The sequence below is a fragment of the Halosimplex litoreum genome (genome assembly GCF_016065055.1).
GTDB lineage: Archaea > Halobacteriota > Halobacteria > Halobacteriales > Haloarculaceae > Halosimplex > Halosimplex litoreum.
On the sequence record NZ_CP065856.1, the window covers coordinates 986,273 to 1,002,436 of the forward strand.

General features: G+C 69.1%; 17 protein-coding genes and 1 pseudogene. 10 read left to right on the plus strand and 8 right to left on the minus strand.

What is annotated here, in order from left to right:
* Positions 1-2 precede the first annotated feature (2 nt).
* Together I7X12_RS04835 and I7X12_RS04840 are read left to right on the plus strand one after the other, a co-directional pair.
* Positions 3-1,805, plus strand: coding sequence for a radical SAM protein (locus I7X12_RS04835; protein ID WP_198062737.1), 1,803 nt, complete (start codon positions 3-5; stop codon positions 1,803-1,805).
* Positions 1,806-1,922: 117 nt separating this feature from the next.
* On the plus strand, positions 1,923-3,773 hold the full coding sequence (locus I7X12_RS04840; RefSeq protein WP_198062738.1) for a lysylphosphatidylglycerol synthase domain-containing protein: 1,851 nt from the start codon (positions 1,923-1,925) through the stop codon (positions 3,771-3,773).
* An 18-nt stretch (positions 3,774-3,791) separates the two neighbouring features.
* Here the strand turns inward: I7X12_RS04840 and yjjX are convergent, their stop codons facing one another.
* Positions 3,792-4,319: an inosine/xanthosine triphosphatase gene (gene yjjX, locus I7X12_RS04845; protein WP_198062739.1), complete on the minus strand. Its 528-nt coding sequence runs from the start codon at positions 4,317-4,319 to the stop codon at positions 3,792-3,794.
* A 246-nt stretch (positions 4,320-4,565) separates the two neighbouring features.
* Between yjjX and I7X12_RS04850 the strand changes: the two genes are divergently transcribed.
* The 4 genes from I7X12_RS04850 to I7X12_RS04865 all read left to right on the plus strand — a co-directional run bounded on the left by I7X12_RS04850 (position 4,566) and on the right by I7X12_RS04865 (position 8,538).
* Positions 4,566-5,534, plus strand: coding sequence for a transcription initiation factor IIB (locus I7X12_RS04850; RefSeq protein ID WP_198062740.1), 969 nt, complete (start codon positions 4,566-4,568; stop codon positions 5,532-5,534).
* A 161-nt stretch (positions 5,535-5,695) separates the two neighbouring features.
* On the plus strand, positions 5,696-6,604 hold the full coding sequence (locus tag I7X12_RS04855) for a methyl-accepting chemotaxis protein (RefSeq protein ID WP_198062741.1): 909 nt from the start codon (positions 5,696-5,698) through the stop codon (positions 6,602-6,604).
* A 90-nt stretch (positions 6,605-6,694) separates the two neighbouring features.
* The gene (locus I7X12_RS04860) at positions 6,695-7,378 is read left to right on the plus strand and encodes a type I 3-dehydroquinate dehydratase (protein WP_394355625.1); all 684 of its coding nucleotides are present in this window, start codon (positions 6,695-6,697) and stop codon (positions 7,376-7,378) included.
* A gap of 86 nt (positions 7,379-7,464) precedes the next feature.
* Positions 7,465-8,538 (plus strand): sodium:calcium antiporter, encoded by a 1,074-nt coding sequence (locus I7X12_RS04865; protein WP_198062742.1) that lies wholly within the window; start codon positions 7,465-7,467, stop codon positions 8,536-8,538.
* Between the two features lie 43 nt (positions 8,539-8,581).
* Here the strand turns inward: I7X12_RS04865 and I7X12_RS04870 are convergent, their stop codons facing one another.
* Positions 8,582-9,661 (minus strand): Na/Pi cotransporter family protein, encoded by a 1,080-nt coding sequence (locus I7X12_RS04870; RefSeq protein ID WP_198062743.1) that lies wholly within the window; start codon positions 9,659-9,661, stop codon positions 8,582-8,584.
* Between the two features lie 242 nt (positions 9,662-9,903).
* On the opposite strand from I7X12_RS04870, the gene I7X12_RS04875 reads away from it, so the two are divergent.
* Positions 9,904-10,347, plus strand: coding sequence for a zinc ribbon domain-containing protein (locus I7X12_RS04875; protein WP_198062744.1), 444 nt, complete (start codon positions 9,904-9,906; stop codon positions 10,345-10,347).
* A gap of 34 nt (positions 10,348-10,381) precedes the next feature.
* Here the strand turns inward: I7X12_RS04875 and I7X12_RS04880 are convergent, their stop codons facing one another.
* The 5 genes from I7X12_RS04880 to I7X12_RS04900 all read right to left on the minus strand — a co-directional run bounded on the left by I7X12_RS04880 (position 10,382) and on the right by I7X12_RS04900 (position 14,138).
* Entirely contained in the window at positions 10,382-11,422 is a 1,041-nt protein-coding gene (locus I7X12_RS04880) for a glycosyltransferase family 4 protein (RefSeq protein WP_198062745.1), read from the minus strand.
* A 33-nt stretch (positions 11,423-11,455) separates the two neighbouring features.
* On the minus strand, positions 11,456-12,631 hold the full coding sequence (locus tag I7X12_RS04885) for a 3-dehydroquinate synthase II (protein WP_198062746.1): 1,176 nt from the start codon (positions 12,629-12,631) through the stop codon (positions 11,456-11,458).
* Positions 12,632-12,712: 81 nt separating this feature from the next.
* Positions 12,713-12,943 (minus strand): hypothetical protein, encoded by a 231-nt coding sequence (locus tag I7X12_RS04890; RefSeq protein ID WP_198062747.1) that lies wholly within the window; start codon positions 12,941-12,943, stop codon positions 12,713-12,715.
* Positions 12,944-13,041: 98 nt separating this feature from the next.
* On the minus strand, positions 13,042-13,197 hold the full coding sequence (locus I7X12_RS04895; protein WP_198062748.1) for a hypothetical protein: 156 nt from the start codon (positions 13,195-13,197) through the stop codon (positions 13,042-13,044).
* Between the two features lie 143 nt (positions 13,198-13,340).
* A complete protein-coding gene (locus I7X12_RS04900; protein WP_198062749.1) occupies positions 13,341-14,138 on the minus strand; it encodes an SDR family NAD(P)-dependent oxidoreductase in 798 nt (265 codons plus the stop codon).
* A gap of 145 nt (positions 14,139-14,283) precedes the next feature.
* Between I7X12_RS04900 and I7X12_RS04905 the strand changes: the two genes are divergently transcribed.
* Together I7X12_RS04905 and I7X12_RS04910 are read left to right on the plus strand one after the other, a co-directional pair.
* A complete protein-coding gene (locus tag I7X12_RS04905) occupies positions 14,284-14,469 on the plus strand; it encodes a DUF7836 family putative zinc-binding protein (protein ID WP_198062750.1) in 186 nt (61 codons plus the stop codon).
* 58 nt (positions 14,470-14,527) lie between these two features.
* Positions 14,528-15,217, plus strand: coding sequence for an HAD family hydrolase (locus I7X12_RS04910; protein ID WP_198062751.1), 690 nt, complete (start codon positions 14,528-14,530; stop codon positions 15,215-15,217).
* Here I7X12_RS04910 and I7X12_RS04915 read toward each other — a convergent pair.
* Positions 15,200-15,790 carry a hypothetical protein gene (locus tag I7X12_RS04915; RefSeq protein WP_198062752.1) on the minus strand — a complete coding sequence of 197 codons (591 nt, stop codon included), beginning with the start codon at positions 15,788-15,790 and terminating at the stop codon, positions 15,200-15,202. The genes I7X12_RS04910 and I7X12_RS04915 overlap by 18 nt on opposite strands.
* Here I7X12_RS04915 and I7X12_RS20770 point away from each other — a divergent pair.
* Positions 15,777-16,106: pseudogene (locus I7X12_RS20770) on the plus strand (hypothetical protein); the annotation flags it as partial. The gene I7X12_RS04915 and the pseudogene I7X12_RS20770 sit on opposite strands and share 14 nt — an antisense overlap.
* Positions 16,107-16,164: the final 58 nt, after the last annotated feature.

Sequence of the window (16,164 nt, forward strand, 5' to 3'; positions counted from 1 at the left end):
CAATGACCCGAGACCCCGCGACGCTGGACGTGACCATCGTCGACGGGTACGTCGACGAGCCGGCCCACTTCGGCGTGCCGCCCTACATCTCGACGTACCCCCGGTACACCGCGGGGGCGCTCGTCGACGCCGGCGTACCCGAAGAACGGATCACCTACCACACCATCGACGGGCTGCGCGACGAGACGCGTCGCTGGACCGACGTTGCCGACGCCGATCTCATGATCTACGTCGGCGGCATGACCGTCCCCGGCAAGTACGTCGGCGGCACCCCAGCCGAACCCGACGAGGTCCGTCGACTCACCTGGGAGGCCGACGGGACAACCCTGCTGGGCGGGCCGATCCGCTTCGGCGTCGGCGAGGAGAACAAGGGCGCCGAGGAGACCGAGCGCGACGACCTGGACTACGACTTCGTCGCGAAAGGCGACGTGGAGGCCGCCGCTCACGACCTCGTCCGCGAGGGGCTCGAAGGCTTCTCCGACCGGATGCGTGACAACGAGGAGATCGAGCGCTGGGCGCGAGCCGGCGCGTTCGTCGTCGAGCATCATCCCAACCACCCCGACTACCTCATCGCCGAGATGGAGACCTCGCGGGGCTGTGCCTACCGCTGCTCCTTTTGCACGGAACCGCTGTACGGCGACCCCGCCTTCCGCACCGCCGAGTCCGTGGTCGACGAAGTCGACGCCCTCTCGGACCACGGCGTCCGGGATTTCCGACTCGGCCGTCAGGCCGACATCCTCGCGTTCGGCGGCGACGGCGAGGCGCCCAATCCCGACGCGCTCCGGGATCTGTACGGCGGCATCCGCGAGGTCGCGCCGGATCTTCGGACGTTACACCTCGACAACATGAACCCGGTGACGATCACGGACTACCCGGAGAAGTCGCGGGAGGGCATCCGGGTCATCGCCGAGCACAACACGCCCGGCGACACGGCCGCGTTCGGCCTGGAGTCGGCCGACCCCGTCGTTCAGGAGGAGAACAACCTCCTGGTCACCGCCGAGGAGTGTCTCGAAGCGGTCCGGATCGTCAACGAGGAGGCCGGCTGGCGGCCCGGCGGCGACCGCGACTCGGCGCCCAACTTCGGGTCGGACGCCTCGCGGCGCCTGCCGAAGCTCCTGCCGGGGATCAACCTCGTCCACGGCCTCGAGGGCGAGCGCTCGGAGACCTTCGAGCACAACAGGCGGTTCCTGCGGGACGTGCTGGAGGAGGGTCTGATGCTCCGCCGGGTGAACATCCGGCAGGTGATGGCCTTCGAGGGGACGGAGATGAGCGACACCGGCGCGGAGATCGCTCGCGACCACAAGCAGCAGTTCAAGCAGTACAAGCGGGAGGTCCGCGAGGAGGTCGACAACGCGATGCTCCAGCGGGTGGCGCCGCCCGGGACGGTGCTCCCCGACGTGCACCTGGAGTACCATCAGGACGGCAAGACGTTCGGGCGCCAGCTGGGCACCTACGCACTGCTCGTCGCGGTGCCGGGCGAGCGCGAACTCGGTCGAACCGTCGACGTGGCGGTCACCGACCACGGCTACCGCTCTGTGACCGGCGTGCCCTACCCGCTCGACCTGAACGCGGCGTCGATGGACGAACTGACCGCGGTCCCCGGGATCGGGAAGCAGACGGCGGGCAACGTCGTCGTCGACCGCCCGTACGACGCCGTCGACGCCGTCGACACCGACGCGGACCTCCGGTCGTTCGCGACCGTCGACGGCGAGGCACCGACCGCGATCCCGGGCCTCGGCGACCGAGGGGGCGGCCCCGGAGCCGGAGCCGGAGATCGCGAGGAAGCGCCCGAAGCGAGCGACTGACGGCGACCGCGGTCGACCGCGCACGGACGCGGCTGGCGGTCCGGGAGGCGGATCGGACGGTGGTGCCTGCACCAGCGAACAGAAAGTTCTTGCCCGCCCCGGTCGCTACCTGCACCAATGAGTGACGTCGAGGTGAGCGTCGTCCTCCCGGCCTACAACGAGGAGGCCACCATCGAGCGGACCGTCGAGGTCACGCTGGAGACGCTCGCCTCGTTTCTCCCCGCCGGCGCCTTCGAGGTGATCGTGGCAGAGGACGGCTGTGACGACCGAACGCCGGAGATCGCGACGCGACTGGCCGACGAGGACGACCGGGTCCGCCACGTCCACAGCGACGAGCGACTGGGGCGGGGCGGCGCGCTGGAGTACGCGTTCGAACGCGCCGCGGGGACGACGCTGGTCTACTTCGATACGGACCTGGCGACGGACATGAAACATCTGGAGGAGCTGGTCGAGAGCGTCCGGTCGGGCGAGTCCGACGTGGCGACGGGCTCGCGGTGGATGCCCGAGAACCAGGCCGACCGGCCGACCAAGCGCGCCGTCTCCAGTCTCGGCTACAACACGCTGGTCCGCCTCTTTCTGCGCTCGGACATGCAAGACCACCAGTGCGGGTTCAAGGCTATCTCCCGGGAGACGTTCGACGCCTTGCGCGGGGAGGTCGAGGACGAACACTGGTTCTGGGACACCGAAGTGCTCGTCCTCGCCCAGCGGGGCGGGTACAGCGTCCGGGAGTTCCCCGTCGACTGGGAACCGAAGGGCGACACGAAGGTCGATCTGGTCCGGGACGTGTTCGGCATGGGCAGCCAGATCCTCCGGACGTGGTGGCAGCTGTCGGTGAGTCCGCGGATCTCCCGGCGCGTGAGCATGGCCGCGGGGTCGCTGCTGGTGATGCTCGCGCTGGTCGTCGCGGTCGGGGTCGTCTTCGACCTGCAGGCGGTGTTCGACGCGATGAGCGGTGCAGACCCGGTACTGGTGGTCGCCTCCGGCGCCGTCTACCTCGCTTCGTGGCCGCTGCGAGGGCTGCGCTACCGGGACATCCTCGACCGGCTGGGGTATCCCAGCGACACGTGGTTCATGACCGGCGCGGTGTTCATCAGCCAGACGGGCAACCTCGTCTTCCCGGCGCGGCTGGGCGACGGCGTGCGGGCCTACGTCGTGAAAGCGAGACGGGACGTGCCCTATCCGAGCGGGTTCGCGTCGCTGGCCGTCGAACGCGTCTTCGACCTGCTCGCAATCACGGTGCTGGGCGGCACGGTGCTGGTGGGGCTCGTGGCGACCGACGGGACTGAACAGATCGCCGAGGCGATCGCGGCGGAGATCCCGCCCGTGCAGATCGGCGGCGAGACCATCGACGCGGGGGCGGCCGCCCGGACGGCGCTGCGCGTCGCGGCCGCCGTCGGCGGCGCGGCCGTCCTCGGTGTCCTCGGTATCCTCGCCAGCGCCCGCCTGGGGGACGACTACGTCCACCGGGCGGTCGGAGCTGTCAGCAACGACTCCTACGCCGACTACGTGGCCGGCGTCATCGAACAGTTCGTCGGCGACGTGCAGGCGGTCGTGGGCGACCGCGGCGCCTTCCTGCGGGTAGGCGTCGGCAGCCTCGTCATCTGGGTCGTCGACGTGGCGACGGCGCTGGTCGTCTTCGCCGCGTTCCCCGGCATCACGCTGACCCCCGCGTTGGTCGCCACGGCCTTCTTCGCGGTGAGCGTGGGGAACCTCGCGAAAGTGCTTCCCCTCTCGCCCGGCGGGATCGGCCTCTACGAGGGCGCGTTCACGCTCATCGTCTTCGGGCTCACGAACGTCGCGGCGCCGGTCGCGTTCGCCATCTCCATCGTCGACCACGTCGTCAAGAACGCCGTCACCATCCTCGGCGGCCTCGCCTCGATGGCCTGGCTCAACGTCTCACTGACCACCGCCGTCGAGGAGAGCCGCGAGGCCAGCGAGGTCGAGGCCGCCGCCGCGACCGAGGACTGACCAGCGAGCGCGCACTGCTCAGTACGGGTCCGTCACGAACGGCCCGAACGCCCCGGCGACGGCGTGGACCAGCGCCGACTCGCGATCGATGGTCCCCCCCGTGAACACGCCCGCCGCACCCGCTCGCTCCTTGAGCCTCTCCGTGTCGAGTCGGTCGTCCAGCACCGGCCCCAGTTCCTCGCCCGACCGGACCCGCTCGGCGACGTCGTCGGGGAGTCGTAGCGCGGGCCCGCCACCCCGTTGGAGGGTCTCGCCGTCGGTGACCGCAGCCCACATGACCAGATACAGCCCCGGTCGCTCGTCGAGCGTGGCGACCCCGCCCTCGATCCCGACCCCGTAGTCGGCGCCGGGGTCGGCTTCGAGCGCGCGGGCCGCACGGTTCTCCGCGCCGGTTAGCGTCTCCGTCCGGCCCCGCGGCTGTTCGGGGACGCCCGAGTCGACGGCGACGGCCACCACTTCGGCCCCGTCTTCGAACGACTGTCCCGCGACCCGTTCCGTCGCCCCGGCCTTCACCGGATTCTCGCTCCCGACCGCGACGCGTGTCATACCCCGATCCAGCCCAGGGACCCGCTTGCCCGTTTCGTTCCGAACCGGATACCGCCATATAAATGCGAGATAGTGACGTGTGGAACACGTTCACACACTGCCCGAAACCCCGTCTGCGTGCCGTTTCGTCGAGGGAGGCATCCCGGTAGCGAAAGATTTATAATAATAACTCCGCATGATCGTTCCACCACCGAGCGAGTCCGGGATTCTCCGTCGCGTTCTACCCGGATCGACACGCCCCCAGCAATGAGCGACTCTCGACTCAGAACCCAGCGAACAGACGTACAGGAAGACGAATCGACCGAGGAGCGGACCGACGAGGCCTGCCCGGAGTGTTCCGGCCACCTCGTGATGGACGAGGAGCGCGGGGAGACGGTCTGCGAGGAGTGCGGCCTCGTCGTCGAGACCGACGAGATCGACCGCGGTCCCGAGTGGCGGGCCTTCGACGCCAGCGAGAAAGACGAGAAGTCCCGCGTCGGCGCGCCGACGACGAACATGATGCACGACAAGGGCCTCTCGACCAACATCGACTGGCGCGACAAGGACGCCTACGGCAACTCGCTGTCCTCGAACCAGCGCCAGAAGATGCAGCGCCTGCGCAAGTGGAACGAACGGTTCCGCACGCGGGACTCCAAGGAGCGCAACCTCAAGCAGGCGCTGGGCGAGATCGACCGCATGGCTTCGGCCCTGGGCCTGCCCGAGAACGTCCGCGAGACCGCCTCCGTCATCTATCGGCGCGCGCTCGACGAGAACCTCCTGCCCGGCCGCTCCATCGAGGGCGTCTCGACGGCCGCCGTCTACGCCGCCGCCCGGCAGGCCGGCGTCCCGCGCAGCCTCGACGAGATCAACGAGGTCTCCCGCGTCGAGAAGTCCGAGATCGCCCGCACCTACCGCTACGTCATCCGCGAACTCGGCCTCGAAGTCGCGCCTGCGGACCCCGAGAGCTACGTGCCTCGCTTCGCCTCCTCGCTCGAACTCTCCGACGAGGCCGAACACCGCGCCCGCAAACTCCTTCAGAACGCCAAGGAACAGGGCGTCCACTCCGGGAAATCGCCCGTCGGCCTCGCGGCCGCCGCGGTGTACGCCGCCGCCCTGCTGACCAACGAGAAGACCACCCAGGCCGCCGTGAGCGAGGTCGCCGACATCTCCGAGGTCACCATCCGCAACCGCTACCACGAACTGCTCGAAGCCGAGCAGGGTCTCCCCGCGGTCTGACTGGACTCGCGCTTTCGCTCCCGTCGGCCCGCGATTCACCTGCGACCGCACCTCCCGAACCCGTCCGCCAGCCGCGTCTGTGACCGGTCGAAGCGCCATCGATAATCAGGCCTGATAACCGCGGGAGTACGTTTAATTCGGTCGCTGCCACCGATCGGCGTATGGCTTCCGATTCCGGTGACCTCGGCACCGAGGCACTCGACGTCCACTCCGGGGCAGGGGACATGACCGTCGACGAGCTGGGGACGGCGATCGACGAGCTGTTGCGAGCCTCCGAGAGCGTCTCCCAGAGCTCCCAGCAGATCAGCGACCTCGCCAACGAACAGTCCGAGAACATGCGCGAGGTCGCCGGCGAGGTGTCGAACCTCAGCGCGACCGTCGAGGAGGTCGCCTCCAGCGCGAGTCAGGTCCGGCAGGTCAGCACCGAGGCCCGGGAGCTGGCCGACGACGGCCGCGACATGGCCGACGACGCGATCGACGCCATGGAGTCGGTCGACGAAGCCAACAACGAGGTGTCCGACGACGTGCGCCAGCTCCGGGATCGCATCGACGAGATCGACGAGATCGTCGAGGTGATCAACGACATCGCCGACCAGACGAACATGCTCGCGCTGAACGCGAGCATCGAAGCGGCCCGCGCCGGCGAGGCGGGCGAGGGGTTCGCCGTCGTCGCCGACGAGGTCAAGAGCCTCGCCGAGGAGTCCCAGCAGAACGCCACCGAGATCGAACAGCTCGTCTCGAACATCAAGGACGACACCGAGAGCACCGTCGAGAGCATCGAGCACGCCAACCAGCAGGTCGAGGAGGGCATCGAGCAGGTCGACGACACCGTCGACGTGCTCAGGGACATCGACGCGGCCGTCGAGGAGGCCGCCCAAGGCGCACAAGAGGTCGCCAGCGCCACCGACGAGCAGGCCGCCTCCACCGAAGAGGTCGCCTCGATGGTCGACTCGACCGCCGAGAGCGCCGAGAAGGTCGCCGGCGAGATCGAGCGCATCGCCGCCGCCAACCAGCAACAGACGGCCCAGATCAACGAGATACAGAGTCTCATCGACGATCTCCAGCGCTAGCGCAACTGCGGTCGACGGGGGCCGGGAACCCGGCGACCCCGCGACGTCCGATCCGGTCGCTTTTTTCCGCCGCTCGCGGTAGGGAGCGACATGGCAATCGACTTCTCGTCGTTCGTCCTCGCGGCCGCGACCGCGGATCTCTCGGACGAGCCCGCCGCGCGCGACCACGCCGACGCCGTCGAGTTCCGTCTCGACCTCGCGACCGACCCGCTGGACGCGCTGGCGGGCTACGACGGCGAGTCCCCGCTGATAGCGACCAATCGACCGACCTGTGAGGGCGGTGAGGCGGCCGACGACGCGGCGCGCCTGGACGCGCTGGAAGTCGCGGCCGAACACGACGCCGTCGGGGCGATCGACGTGGAACTGGCCGCCCTGGAGCGCGGCGACGCCGCGGCGGTCGCCGACCACGCCCGCGACCACGGGACGGCGGTGATCGTCTCGACGCACGACTTCGAGGGGACGCCCCACCGCGACGCGATGGCGGAGACGCTCTCCGAGGCGAGTCGCCTGGGTGACGTGGCGAAACTGGCGGTGACGGCCGAGGGCGCCGGGGACGTGCTAGACCTGCTCGGCGCGACGTGGACAGCGACCACCGCCGGCGAGACCGTCGCGACGATGGCGATGGGCGAGGCCGGCCGTCACTCCCGGGCGGTCGCGCCGCTGTACGGGTCGAAAATCGGCTACGCGCCGGTCGACCCCGCCGACGCGACCGCACCCGGCCAGTACGACCTGGCGACGCTGGCGACGCTCGTCGATCGGCTGGGCGGCGAGTAGGCGACTGTGCGGTGGGCGGGCGATCCGCCGGTGCGTACGCAACTCGAACGCTTACGAGCCCGCCCGGCCTATCGGGGACCGGCAAGATGGGGATCGATGGCGTCGCCTGGAACGGTGCCGTGGGCTGCGTGGCCATCGTCTCGCTAGTGCTCGCCGCGCAAGTGGCCGTCGGGAAGCTGGTCGCGCTCGCGACGTACTACGGCGTCTCCGAGACGGTCGTCGGACTCACCGTCCTGTCGGTCGGCACGAGCCTCCCCGAACTCGCCTCGCACGTCGTCGCATCGTCGCGGATCCTCCTGGGCGTAGGGGACCCGCGGGTGCTCTCGGCGACCGTCCTCGGCGGCAACATCGGGTCGGACGTCGTCCAGCAGACGCTCGTGGTCGGGCTGGTCGTGCTGGCCGTCGGCGGATTCCGGTTCTCCGGTCGGTTCCTGCGTCGCGGGTATCTCCCGATGATCGGGACGACCTTGCTCACGCTGGTCCTCGCGTGGGACGGGATGCTCACGCGAGTCGACGGGCTCGTGCTCGTCGCGTTATTTCTGGCGTACACGTCGTTTCTCTACCGAACGCGAAGCGAGATCGTCCAGGAAGGGAGCGACGCGAACCCCTCGACGGCACCGACGCGGGACGCTGCCGTCGCGTTCGTATCGCTGGCCGTCGTCGTCGTCGCCGCGCACGTTCTCTTCGAATCGGTCGGCTTCTTCGTCGAACGGACCGGGCTCGAGGGGTCGCTGATCGGGGTGGTCGTCCTCGGTGTCGGTGCGGCCTCCCCCGAGATGACGACCGCCATCGTGGGCCTTCGCGAGGGCGCCGAAGGGATCTCGCTCGGGACGCTCATCGGAAGCAACATCACGAACCCGCTGCTCGGGATCGGGCTGGGGTCGCTGCTGTCGACCTATCACGTCCCGCGGCCACTGGTCTACTGGGACCTCCCGATGGAGACGGTGACCGCGGCGATCCTCCTGGCGTATCTACTGACCAAAGACGACGTCGGCGGTGCCCTCGGCGGCGTCGCCGACCGACTCGGGTTCGACGCGACCGGGGCGCGACTGCGAGCAGTCGAGGAGCGCTACCTGGGACGGGTCGGCGCCGCACTCCTGATCGCGCTGTATTTCGGCTACCTGTTCGTCCGTGTCTCCTACTTCGTCGACGATTTCTGACTCGCCCGGTGGCCGACTACCCGAAACGAGACGCGGCCCCGGTTCACCGGACCACGAGCAGACCGAGCGGGGCGAGCAACAGCGACAGGAGGAAGGCGGCGAAGTACGCCGGTCGGTCGACGATCTCGGTCTGAACCGCCTCTACGAGGGCGCTGTAGCGCGGATACCAGAGCAACGCGAGGAGCGAAACGATCGTTCCCGCGGCCAGCACCGCGAGGACGATGCGGACGCCGACCTGGCTGTCGAGCGCGACCGCGACGAGTAGCGTGTCGACGAGCGTCCCGACGTTCGCCCCGAGGACGAACGGCATGATCTCCGTCCGCTTGATGTGGCCCCGGTTGTACAGCGGGACGACCACCCCGAGCGAGAAGGCGACGCTCGTCGTCAGCCCCGTGACGAGGACGCCGAGTCCGAACGAGACCCACTTGTCGTTGAGCCTGGTGATGTAGCGCCGTCGCAGCCGCTCTTTGTCGAGACTGTCGAGGATCCCGTCGAACAGTCGGAGGCTGACGAATATCAGTGCCAGGGCGCCCAAAAACGCCACTCCCGGGCCGAGGTGGACGACTGCGGTGTCGGCGAGCGTCGAGACGACGTCGGGGACGTTCGGCTCGGGGCCGGTTACCTCGCCGCCGCCGGTGTCGGGCCGGTCGACCAGCGGGACGAAGACGGACCCCAGCGCCAGCACCGGCAGATAGATCGAGTGAGTGAGCAGGAACGTTAACAGGCCCAGACGCATCGAATCCCGGACCGACTCGATCTCCTCGTTGAGGTAGTCGGCGGCGCCGACGAAGACGACGACGGCCGCGCCGCCGAGTCGCGACCCGACGATCATCAGATAGAGGTGTGACGGGCCGACGAGCCCCGAATCGAACAGCGAGAGCGATAGCGCTGCCACCACCGACCCGTTCGCCAGCACGTACGAGGCGAACCAGCTGAGGCCCAGCGCCGAGGGGTTCCCGACGACGACCGACCGGAGCGTTCGTCTGAGCACGGGCCTGAGCGCGTCGGTGGCCGCCCCCAGCAGTCGGATCGCGACGAGGAACAGACAGAGCGTGACGACGACCCGGACGACCAGTCCGATCGACCGACCGGAGCGTCGCTCCCGCTTGGTCTCCCGGCTCATTGTCTTCCGACCAACGGTACGGCCACGCGGGGGATAGCGTTCACGAGATCCGGGGGAGACGGCGAGTACACCGCACGAGATCGGCAACTACGCCGCACGACTGCGCGGGGTGCCGTCCGAACGCGGTCGACCGACGGGACGTTCCGGTCGGGCCGATCGGCCGCGATCCGGCCTCGGAGGCCCGATCACGGCCGGAGTCGGAAGGTTGAAACCGTGTGACGACCCAACTCGCACAACCAACAGTGAGTACACGGAACCGAACGCGGCCGCTGCTGGCAGTCCTGCTCGCGTTTCTCTATCCCGGGCTCGGCCACGTCTACCTGCGCGAGTGGCTCCGCGCGCTCGTCTGGTTCTTCCTCAACGTGACGAGTTTCACTCTGCTGATGCCTCCCGACGCCGTCCCCGAGTCGTTCGGCTGGTCGGAACTGGTCGCGGCCGCCGAGAACGTCTCGCCGGAAGCCGCGCTGGCGCTCGCCGCGATCACCGTCTTCAGCATGGTCGACGCCTACTGGATGGCCAAACGCCAGAACACCGAGGTCGAAGTCGAGGCGGGCACGACCTGCCCCAACTGCGGCCGCGACGTCGACCAGGACCTCGAGTTCTGTCACTGGTGTACCGAACGGCTCAAGCCCGAGTCAGCGTCCGACTCGGAAGAGAGCGCCGACGACTCCGGCGCGAACGCCTGAACGGTATCGGCCGACCGCGAGTACCGCCGGCCGCTCACCCCGTCGGCGTCCGCTCGTTCGTCGGCCCGCTGACGAGTTCGTCGTAGAGCGTGACCAGTTGCTCGCCGACGGCCTCGAGCGTGAACCGCTCGGTCGTCGCCGCCGCGCCCGCGCCGATCCGCTCGCGTTCTCCCTCGTCCTCGCAGAGTTCGGTGATCGCGTCGACGAACTCGTCGGTCGTCTCGACCTTGCGGCAGTCCTCGCCGTCGTCGAGCCACTCGTAGGTCGGAATCGCCCGGACGACCGGCGGCACGCCGCAGTGCATCGCCTCCAAAAGCGCCATCCCCTCGTTCTCGTTGCGCGAGGGCCAGAAGAACACGTCGCCCGCCGCGGGCGCCCCCCGCGGGTCCTCGATGTAGCCGGTGAACGTGCAGTTGTCGGGCGAGTTCTCGACGAGGTGTCGGGTCTCGCGAGGCTGGAGGAACCTGTCGACCGTCCCGCCCGTCGGGTTGAGGTAGCCGAACCAGGCGAAGTCGTACTGCGGAAGCCGGCGGGCGACCTCGACGAACGTGTCCAGACCTTTGCGCTTGATCACGTGACCGAACATGAACACGACCGGCGGGTCCAGATCGTAGCGGTCGAGGTACTCCTCGCGCAACTCGGGGTCGTCCCAGCCGGCGAAGCGCTCGCCGTCGAAGCCGTTCGAGACGACCGTCGCCGGCGTATCCGTGTACTCGGCGATCACCTCGCGGTTGTGTTCGGAGGGACAGACGAGGTGGTCGGCCTGGTCGTAGGCGTAGGCGAGGAACGGCTTCAACGGCCGGGCGAGCGCGTTCGAGAAGACGAAGCTGTCCCGGAAGTCCGCGGCCGTGTTGTGGGTGTGAAAGAGGACCGGAATCCGCCGCCGGCGGGCGCGCTTGGCGTAGTAGATCGAGCGTGGGCCGGCGTTGTTGAGGTGCAGGAGGTCACAGTCCAGCGTCGGCTCGGTGGTGTAGTCGATGCCGCGGTCGTCGAGGATCGCCCGCTGGTTGTTGACCGACTGTGCGAACCCGCCGGTGACGACGCCTTCGCCCTCGAAGTAGTGGCTGACTTTCATGTGAAATCCCCGTGAAACCGCGCGGCGACCGCCTTACTTTTCGATGATGCTCTCTTCGATGGCCTCGCCGAAGTGGCGGGCCTTGTCGCCGTAGCAGACGCGGACCTCGTCGCCCTCGGCCAGATCGGTGACCGCCTTCCGGCCGTCGGCGGTGGCGACTTTGATCGTCTCGGCGTTCTGCAGCAGCGTCTCGATGCGGTCGACGCCGTCGTCGGTCTCGACTTTCGCGCTGACCCGGAACATCGGCCGCTTCTCTATCTTGACGCGGCCGACGATGGCCTCGCGGGTGCGGCCCTCGGTGTCGACGACCTGCACCTCGTCGCCGCTCCGGAGTTCGGAGAGGTACTTCGTACCGCCGTCGGGCGTACGGACGTAAGCGTGGACCGCGCCGGCGTTGACGCGGAACGGCCGCGAGGCGACGTACGGCGACTCGGCGGTCTCGGCGTGGACGAAAAAGAGGCCGCGGCTCATCGAGCCGACGAGCATCCCCTCGTCGTGTTCCATCAGGTTGCCCGTGTCGATGCAGACGCGGTCGGCGGAGCCGGTCCGTTCGATCTCGGTGATCTCGGCGGTCGTGAGATCCAGCTGTTCGCGGCTCATCTCGTCGCGGACCTCGACGGTCTCGCGGATCTCGTCGACGTTGTCCGTGTCCAGCAGCACGGAGTCGGCGCCGATCTCCAGGGTCTCGTAGGCGGTACGGGCCTCCTCGGCCGTGGTGACGCCCGCGACGAGGTTCGTCTCGTCGCCGATACGCGCGATGAGGTTTTCCAGGGGGATGATCTGCCAGTTCTCGCCGACGACGATGGTGTAGTCGGCGGCGGTGGCGACTTCCTCGGCGAACTCCTCGTAGCGCTCGTCGAAGATGCGGACGTAGCCGGCGCTGGCCTTGCCGTCTTGGCGGAGTACGGACAGATCCGCCGATCCAGACAGGTCGCCGGGGATGTCCATCGAGCCGTCGCCCTCGCCGTCTTTGCCGACGACGGCCGCGTCCGGCTCTTCGGTCTCGTCGCCCTCGGCGTCCATCACGTGCACGTCGCCGTTGGTGAACGCCGCGATATTGACGGCGCCCAGGTCGCGGACCCGGGCCACGTCGGACTCGTCGACGAGGACCCAGTCGACGCCCGCCTCCAGCCCCGCCGTGATCCGGCGCTTGCGCGCCTCCCAGTCGCCGACCTCGTCGTCGGCCTTCAGCCACACTTGCCGTGTCATGTATCCACGCTCGCCCCCGTCCGATTTGAACGTGGCGGAAGCGGCGCTACTCGGCGGATAGTCGAACGACACCGGGACCCGTCACCCGGCGGAATCGATCACGCCGTCGACCAACACGACGACGCCCTGCAGCCCGATCACGAACCCGACGAACAGGGCGGCGATCCACAGCGCGACCGCGCCGAGAACGGCGTCGCCCCCGCCGGACACACTCGCCCAGGCGAAGACGGTTCCGAGACCAGCGATCGCCGCTCCGACGGTGAGACGACCGGCGGCGCGTATCCGGAGGAGGATCGACTCGGCCACGTCCATGCGGACGGGCTGGTCAGTGACACTGAAAAATCGTTCCGTTCTCGTCGGTCGCGACGCGGACCGCACCGGTGTGGGCGCCGCGTCACCCGCGCGACGCCTCACCGGGCGGTGCTCGCACCCCCTTCGTCCGCGGCTTCCTCGGTCGAGCGCTCCCCGCACTCGACGCAGACGTAGTCGTCCCCCCGCTTGACGACCGCCGCACCGCACTCGCACTCGATACGAGCGTTCCGGCCCGCTCGCGGAAATCGTGACATACGGTATCGTGTTACACTCCGACAAACATAATCATTTGCCATTTATAATCGACGAAGCGAGCGGGCGTTCGGTTCGGAACGCCTGTGGGGTCCAACGGTGCGCGAAGGCCGGCGAGCCGGAGCGGATAGCGGCGACGAACGACTCAGGCCACCTGCCAGCCGCCGTCGACGTGGAGGAGTTCGCCGGTCGTGTAGCCGGCGGCGTCGCTGGCGAGGTAGCAGACCGCGGTCGCCACGTCGTCGGGGACGCCCGCCCGGTCCATCGGAATCGACTTCAGAAAGCCGCTCTCGCCGCCGCCGGCCGCCGACCGTTTGGCTTCCTCGGTCCACCCGTCGAGGAACTCGGTGGCGATCTGGCCGGGTGCGACGGCGTTGACGCGGATCCCCGACTCGGCCAGCTCCAGCGCGGCGCCGCGGGTGAGCATCCGGACGGCGCCCTTGCTCGCGTCGTAGCCAACCTGGCCGTGCTGGGCCAGCGAGGAGCTGATCGAGGCGGTGTTGACGACCGCGCCGGGCTCGTCGCGGTCGAGCATGTCCGTCGCGGCGACCTGCGTACCGAGGAAGACACCGCGGACGTTGACGCCGAGCATGGCGTCCAGGTCCGCCGCGTCGAGGTCGGTGATCGACCCGCCGCGGAACAGCCCGGCGTTGTTGACCATCACGTCGACGCCGCCCAGCTCGCGGGCGGCCGCGACGACGCTCTCGACCTCGCTCCGGTCGCTCACGTCGGTCTCGACGAACTCGGCCTCGCCCCACGAGTCCTCGATAGCCTCGTCGGTCGGCGTCTCGGTACTCAGGTCCTTGGGCTCGCGGCGCACGTCGGCGACGACCACGGTCGCGCCGGCCTCGGCGAATTCGAGCGCCGTAGCGCGGCCGATACCGGAGCTTCCGCCCGTGACGATCACCACTTCGTCGCTGAAGTCGAAGGTCGCAGTTCCCATGGACCGAGTATCGACCGAGAGCGGCAAAACCGCACCGGCGGGAGTGGCGCCGGAGAGCGGCGACCGTCCGTCTCGGGGGTCGCGGCCGCACCGACCTGCGAGAATCGCCACAAGGCTCTTTCGGGAGGCGTCCCCACGGTCGAGTATGCAGGAGGCCTGGATACAGCTCCAGTGTCCGGAATGCGACGAACAGTGGGAAGCCAACCCCGCCGACCTTCACGAACCCGACGAGGCGTTCGTCTGCAAGGACTGCGGGGAAGAGCGACCGCTCTCGGAGTTCGCCAAGACCGCCCGCGACTTCGAGATATTGGAGGAGTTCCACGGGGAGTAGGGCGAAATTTTCGCCCGAACGAAAAGCGACAGTTATCGACCCGCCGAACTGCGACGGGATGCCCGAACTCGACGCGGTGGTGTTCGACCTCGACAGCACGCTCTGCGTCTCGACGCAGTCCGACGCGGAGATCCACGAGGCGATCTTCGAGCGCACGGGGATCTCGAAGTTCTTCGAACCGGCCGACCTCCACGCGGTCGACTGGTCGGCGCTGCCCGAGCCCGACTCCGAGCGCGAGCACTACGAGTACATGTATCGTGCCGTCGCGAAGGAGGTCGGCGCCGACCCGGATCACGCCCCAGCACTGGCGGACGCGACGGTCGAGGTGATCGACCCGTCCGCGGTGGCGTTCCGAGAGGGTGCAGCGGACGCGCTCGCTTACGCTCGCGACCGGTGCGACCTCACCCTGCTCACGAACGGCAGCGAGGACTCCCAGCTCCCGAAGGTCGACCGACTCGGCGTCGGCGACTGCTTCGAGACGGTCGTCTGCTGCGGGCCGGGCACCGGGATCGAGTCCAAGCCACACCCCGAACCGTTCGAGCGGGCCCTCGACGCGCTCGGGACGGCGCCCGAGCGGACGGCTTACGTCGGCGACCGCCACGACGGCGACGTGGTCGGCGCCCACGTCGCGGGGATGCAGTCGGTGTGGGTCCCGACGGGCGTCCCGGGCGAGGACTACCCCGAAGACCCCGACCCCGCGCCGACCCACCGACTCGACTCGATGACCGAGCTACCGAGCGTGCTCTGAGACGGTCCGGGTCCCGTCGCTTCCCCCGACTAGTTCGAACCGGACCGCGAGCGCCGGCGGCCCCTCGAAGACGAACCGGTAGTCGCCCGCGGGAAGCGGCTCGCAGACGACGAACTTCCCGGTCGAGAACCCGCCCGCGCTCGCGCGGAACGACCACGCGAGACCCTGTCCCGGATCGTGGACGAGCGCGGTCGCGTTGAACCCCGCCCGTTCCTCGGGGAACAGCGTGACCGTTTTCCAGGCACCGCCGGCCCGCCGCTGGAGCGCGTAGCGGTTCCGGGTGTCCGTGGTCCGCCGGTCGTCCGCGACGTTCGTCAGTTCGAACGCGATCGGCTCGCCCCGTTCGACGACCGACCGGTTCGCGGTCAGTTCGAAGCCGCCCGCGCTCGCCGGGAGCGCACCTGGGGATCCGACGCCCGGCGTCGTTTCGTTCCCCGAACACGCCGACAGCGTCTCGACGGGCGGCGAGTTAGCCGCCTCGGCGCCGGCGAACGGTCCGCCAGCGAGACACGCCGGGAGCACGACCATCGCGAGCAGGGCGAGCAGCGCCAGCGAGCGAGTGCCGCGGTCCATACGTCGACGGAACGGCGCCGCCCACCTGAAAGGGTCCCGGGCTGAAAGCGCGATTTACGCGCCCCGCGGCTTCAAGGGGGCGTCGTCCCGGCGGATATCGTGCCCGAGGAGGCGACGGAGTCGTGAGCATCTTCCCGCTGCGGTCGGAGCCCGACGTGGACGACCGGGAGCCGAAACTGGTGGACCTCGCGGAGGCCGACGCCGAGGCGGTGTTCGACGCGCTCGGGTCCGAGACCGCCCGCTCGCCGTTGCTCGAACTCCACGAGGAGCCGCGACCGGCCTCGAACTCGCCGAGGCGGTCGACACGACGGTCCAGAACGTCCAGTACCACCTGACGAAGCTCGTCGCGGCCGACCTCGTCGAGGCGGTCGACA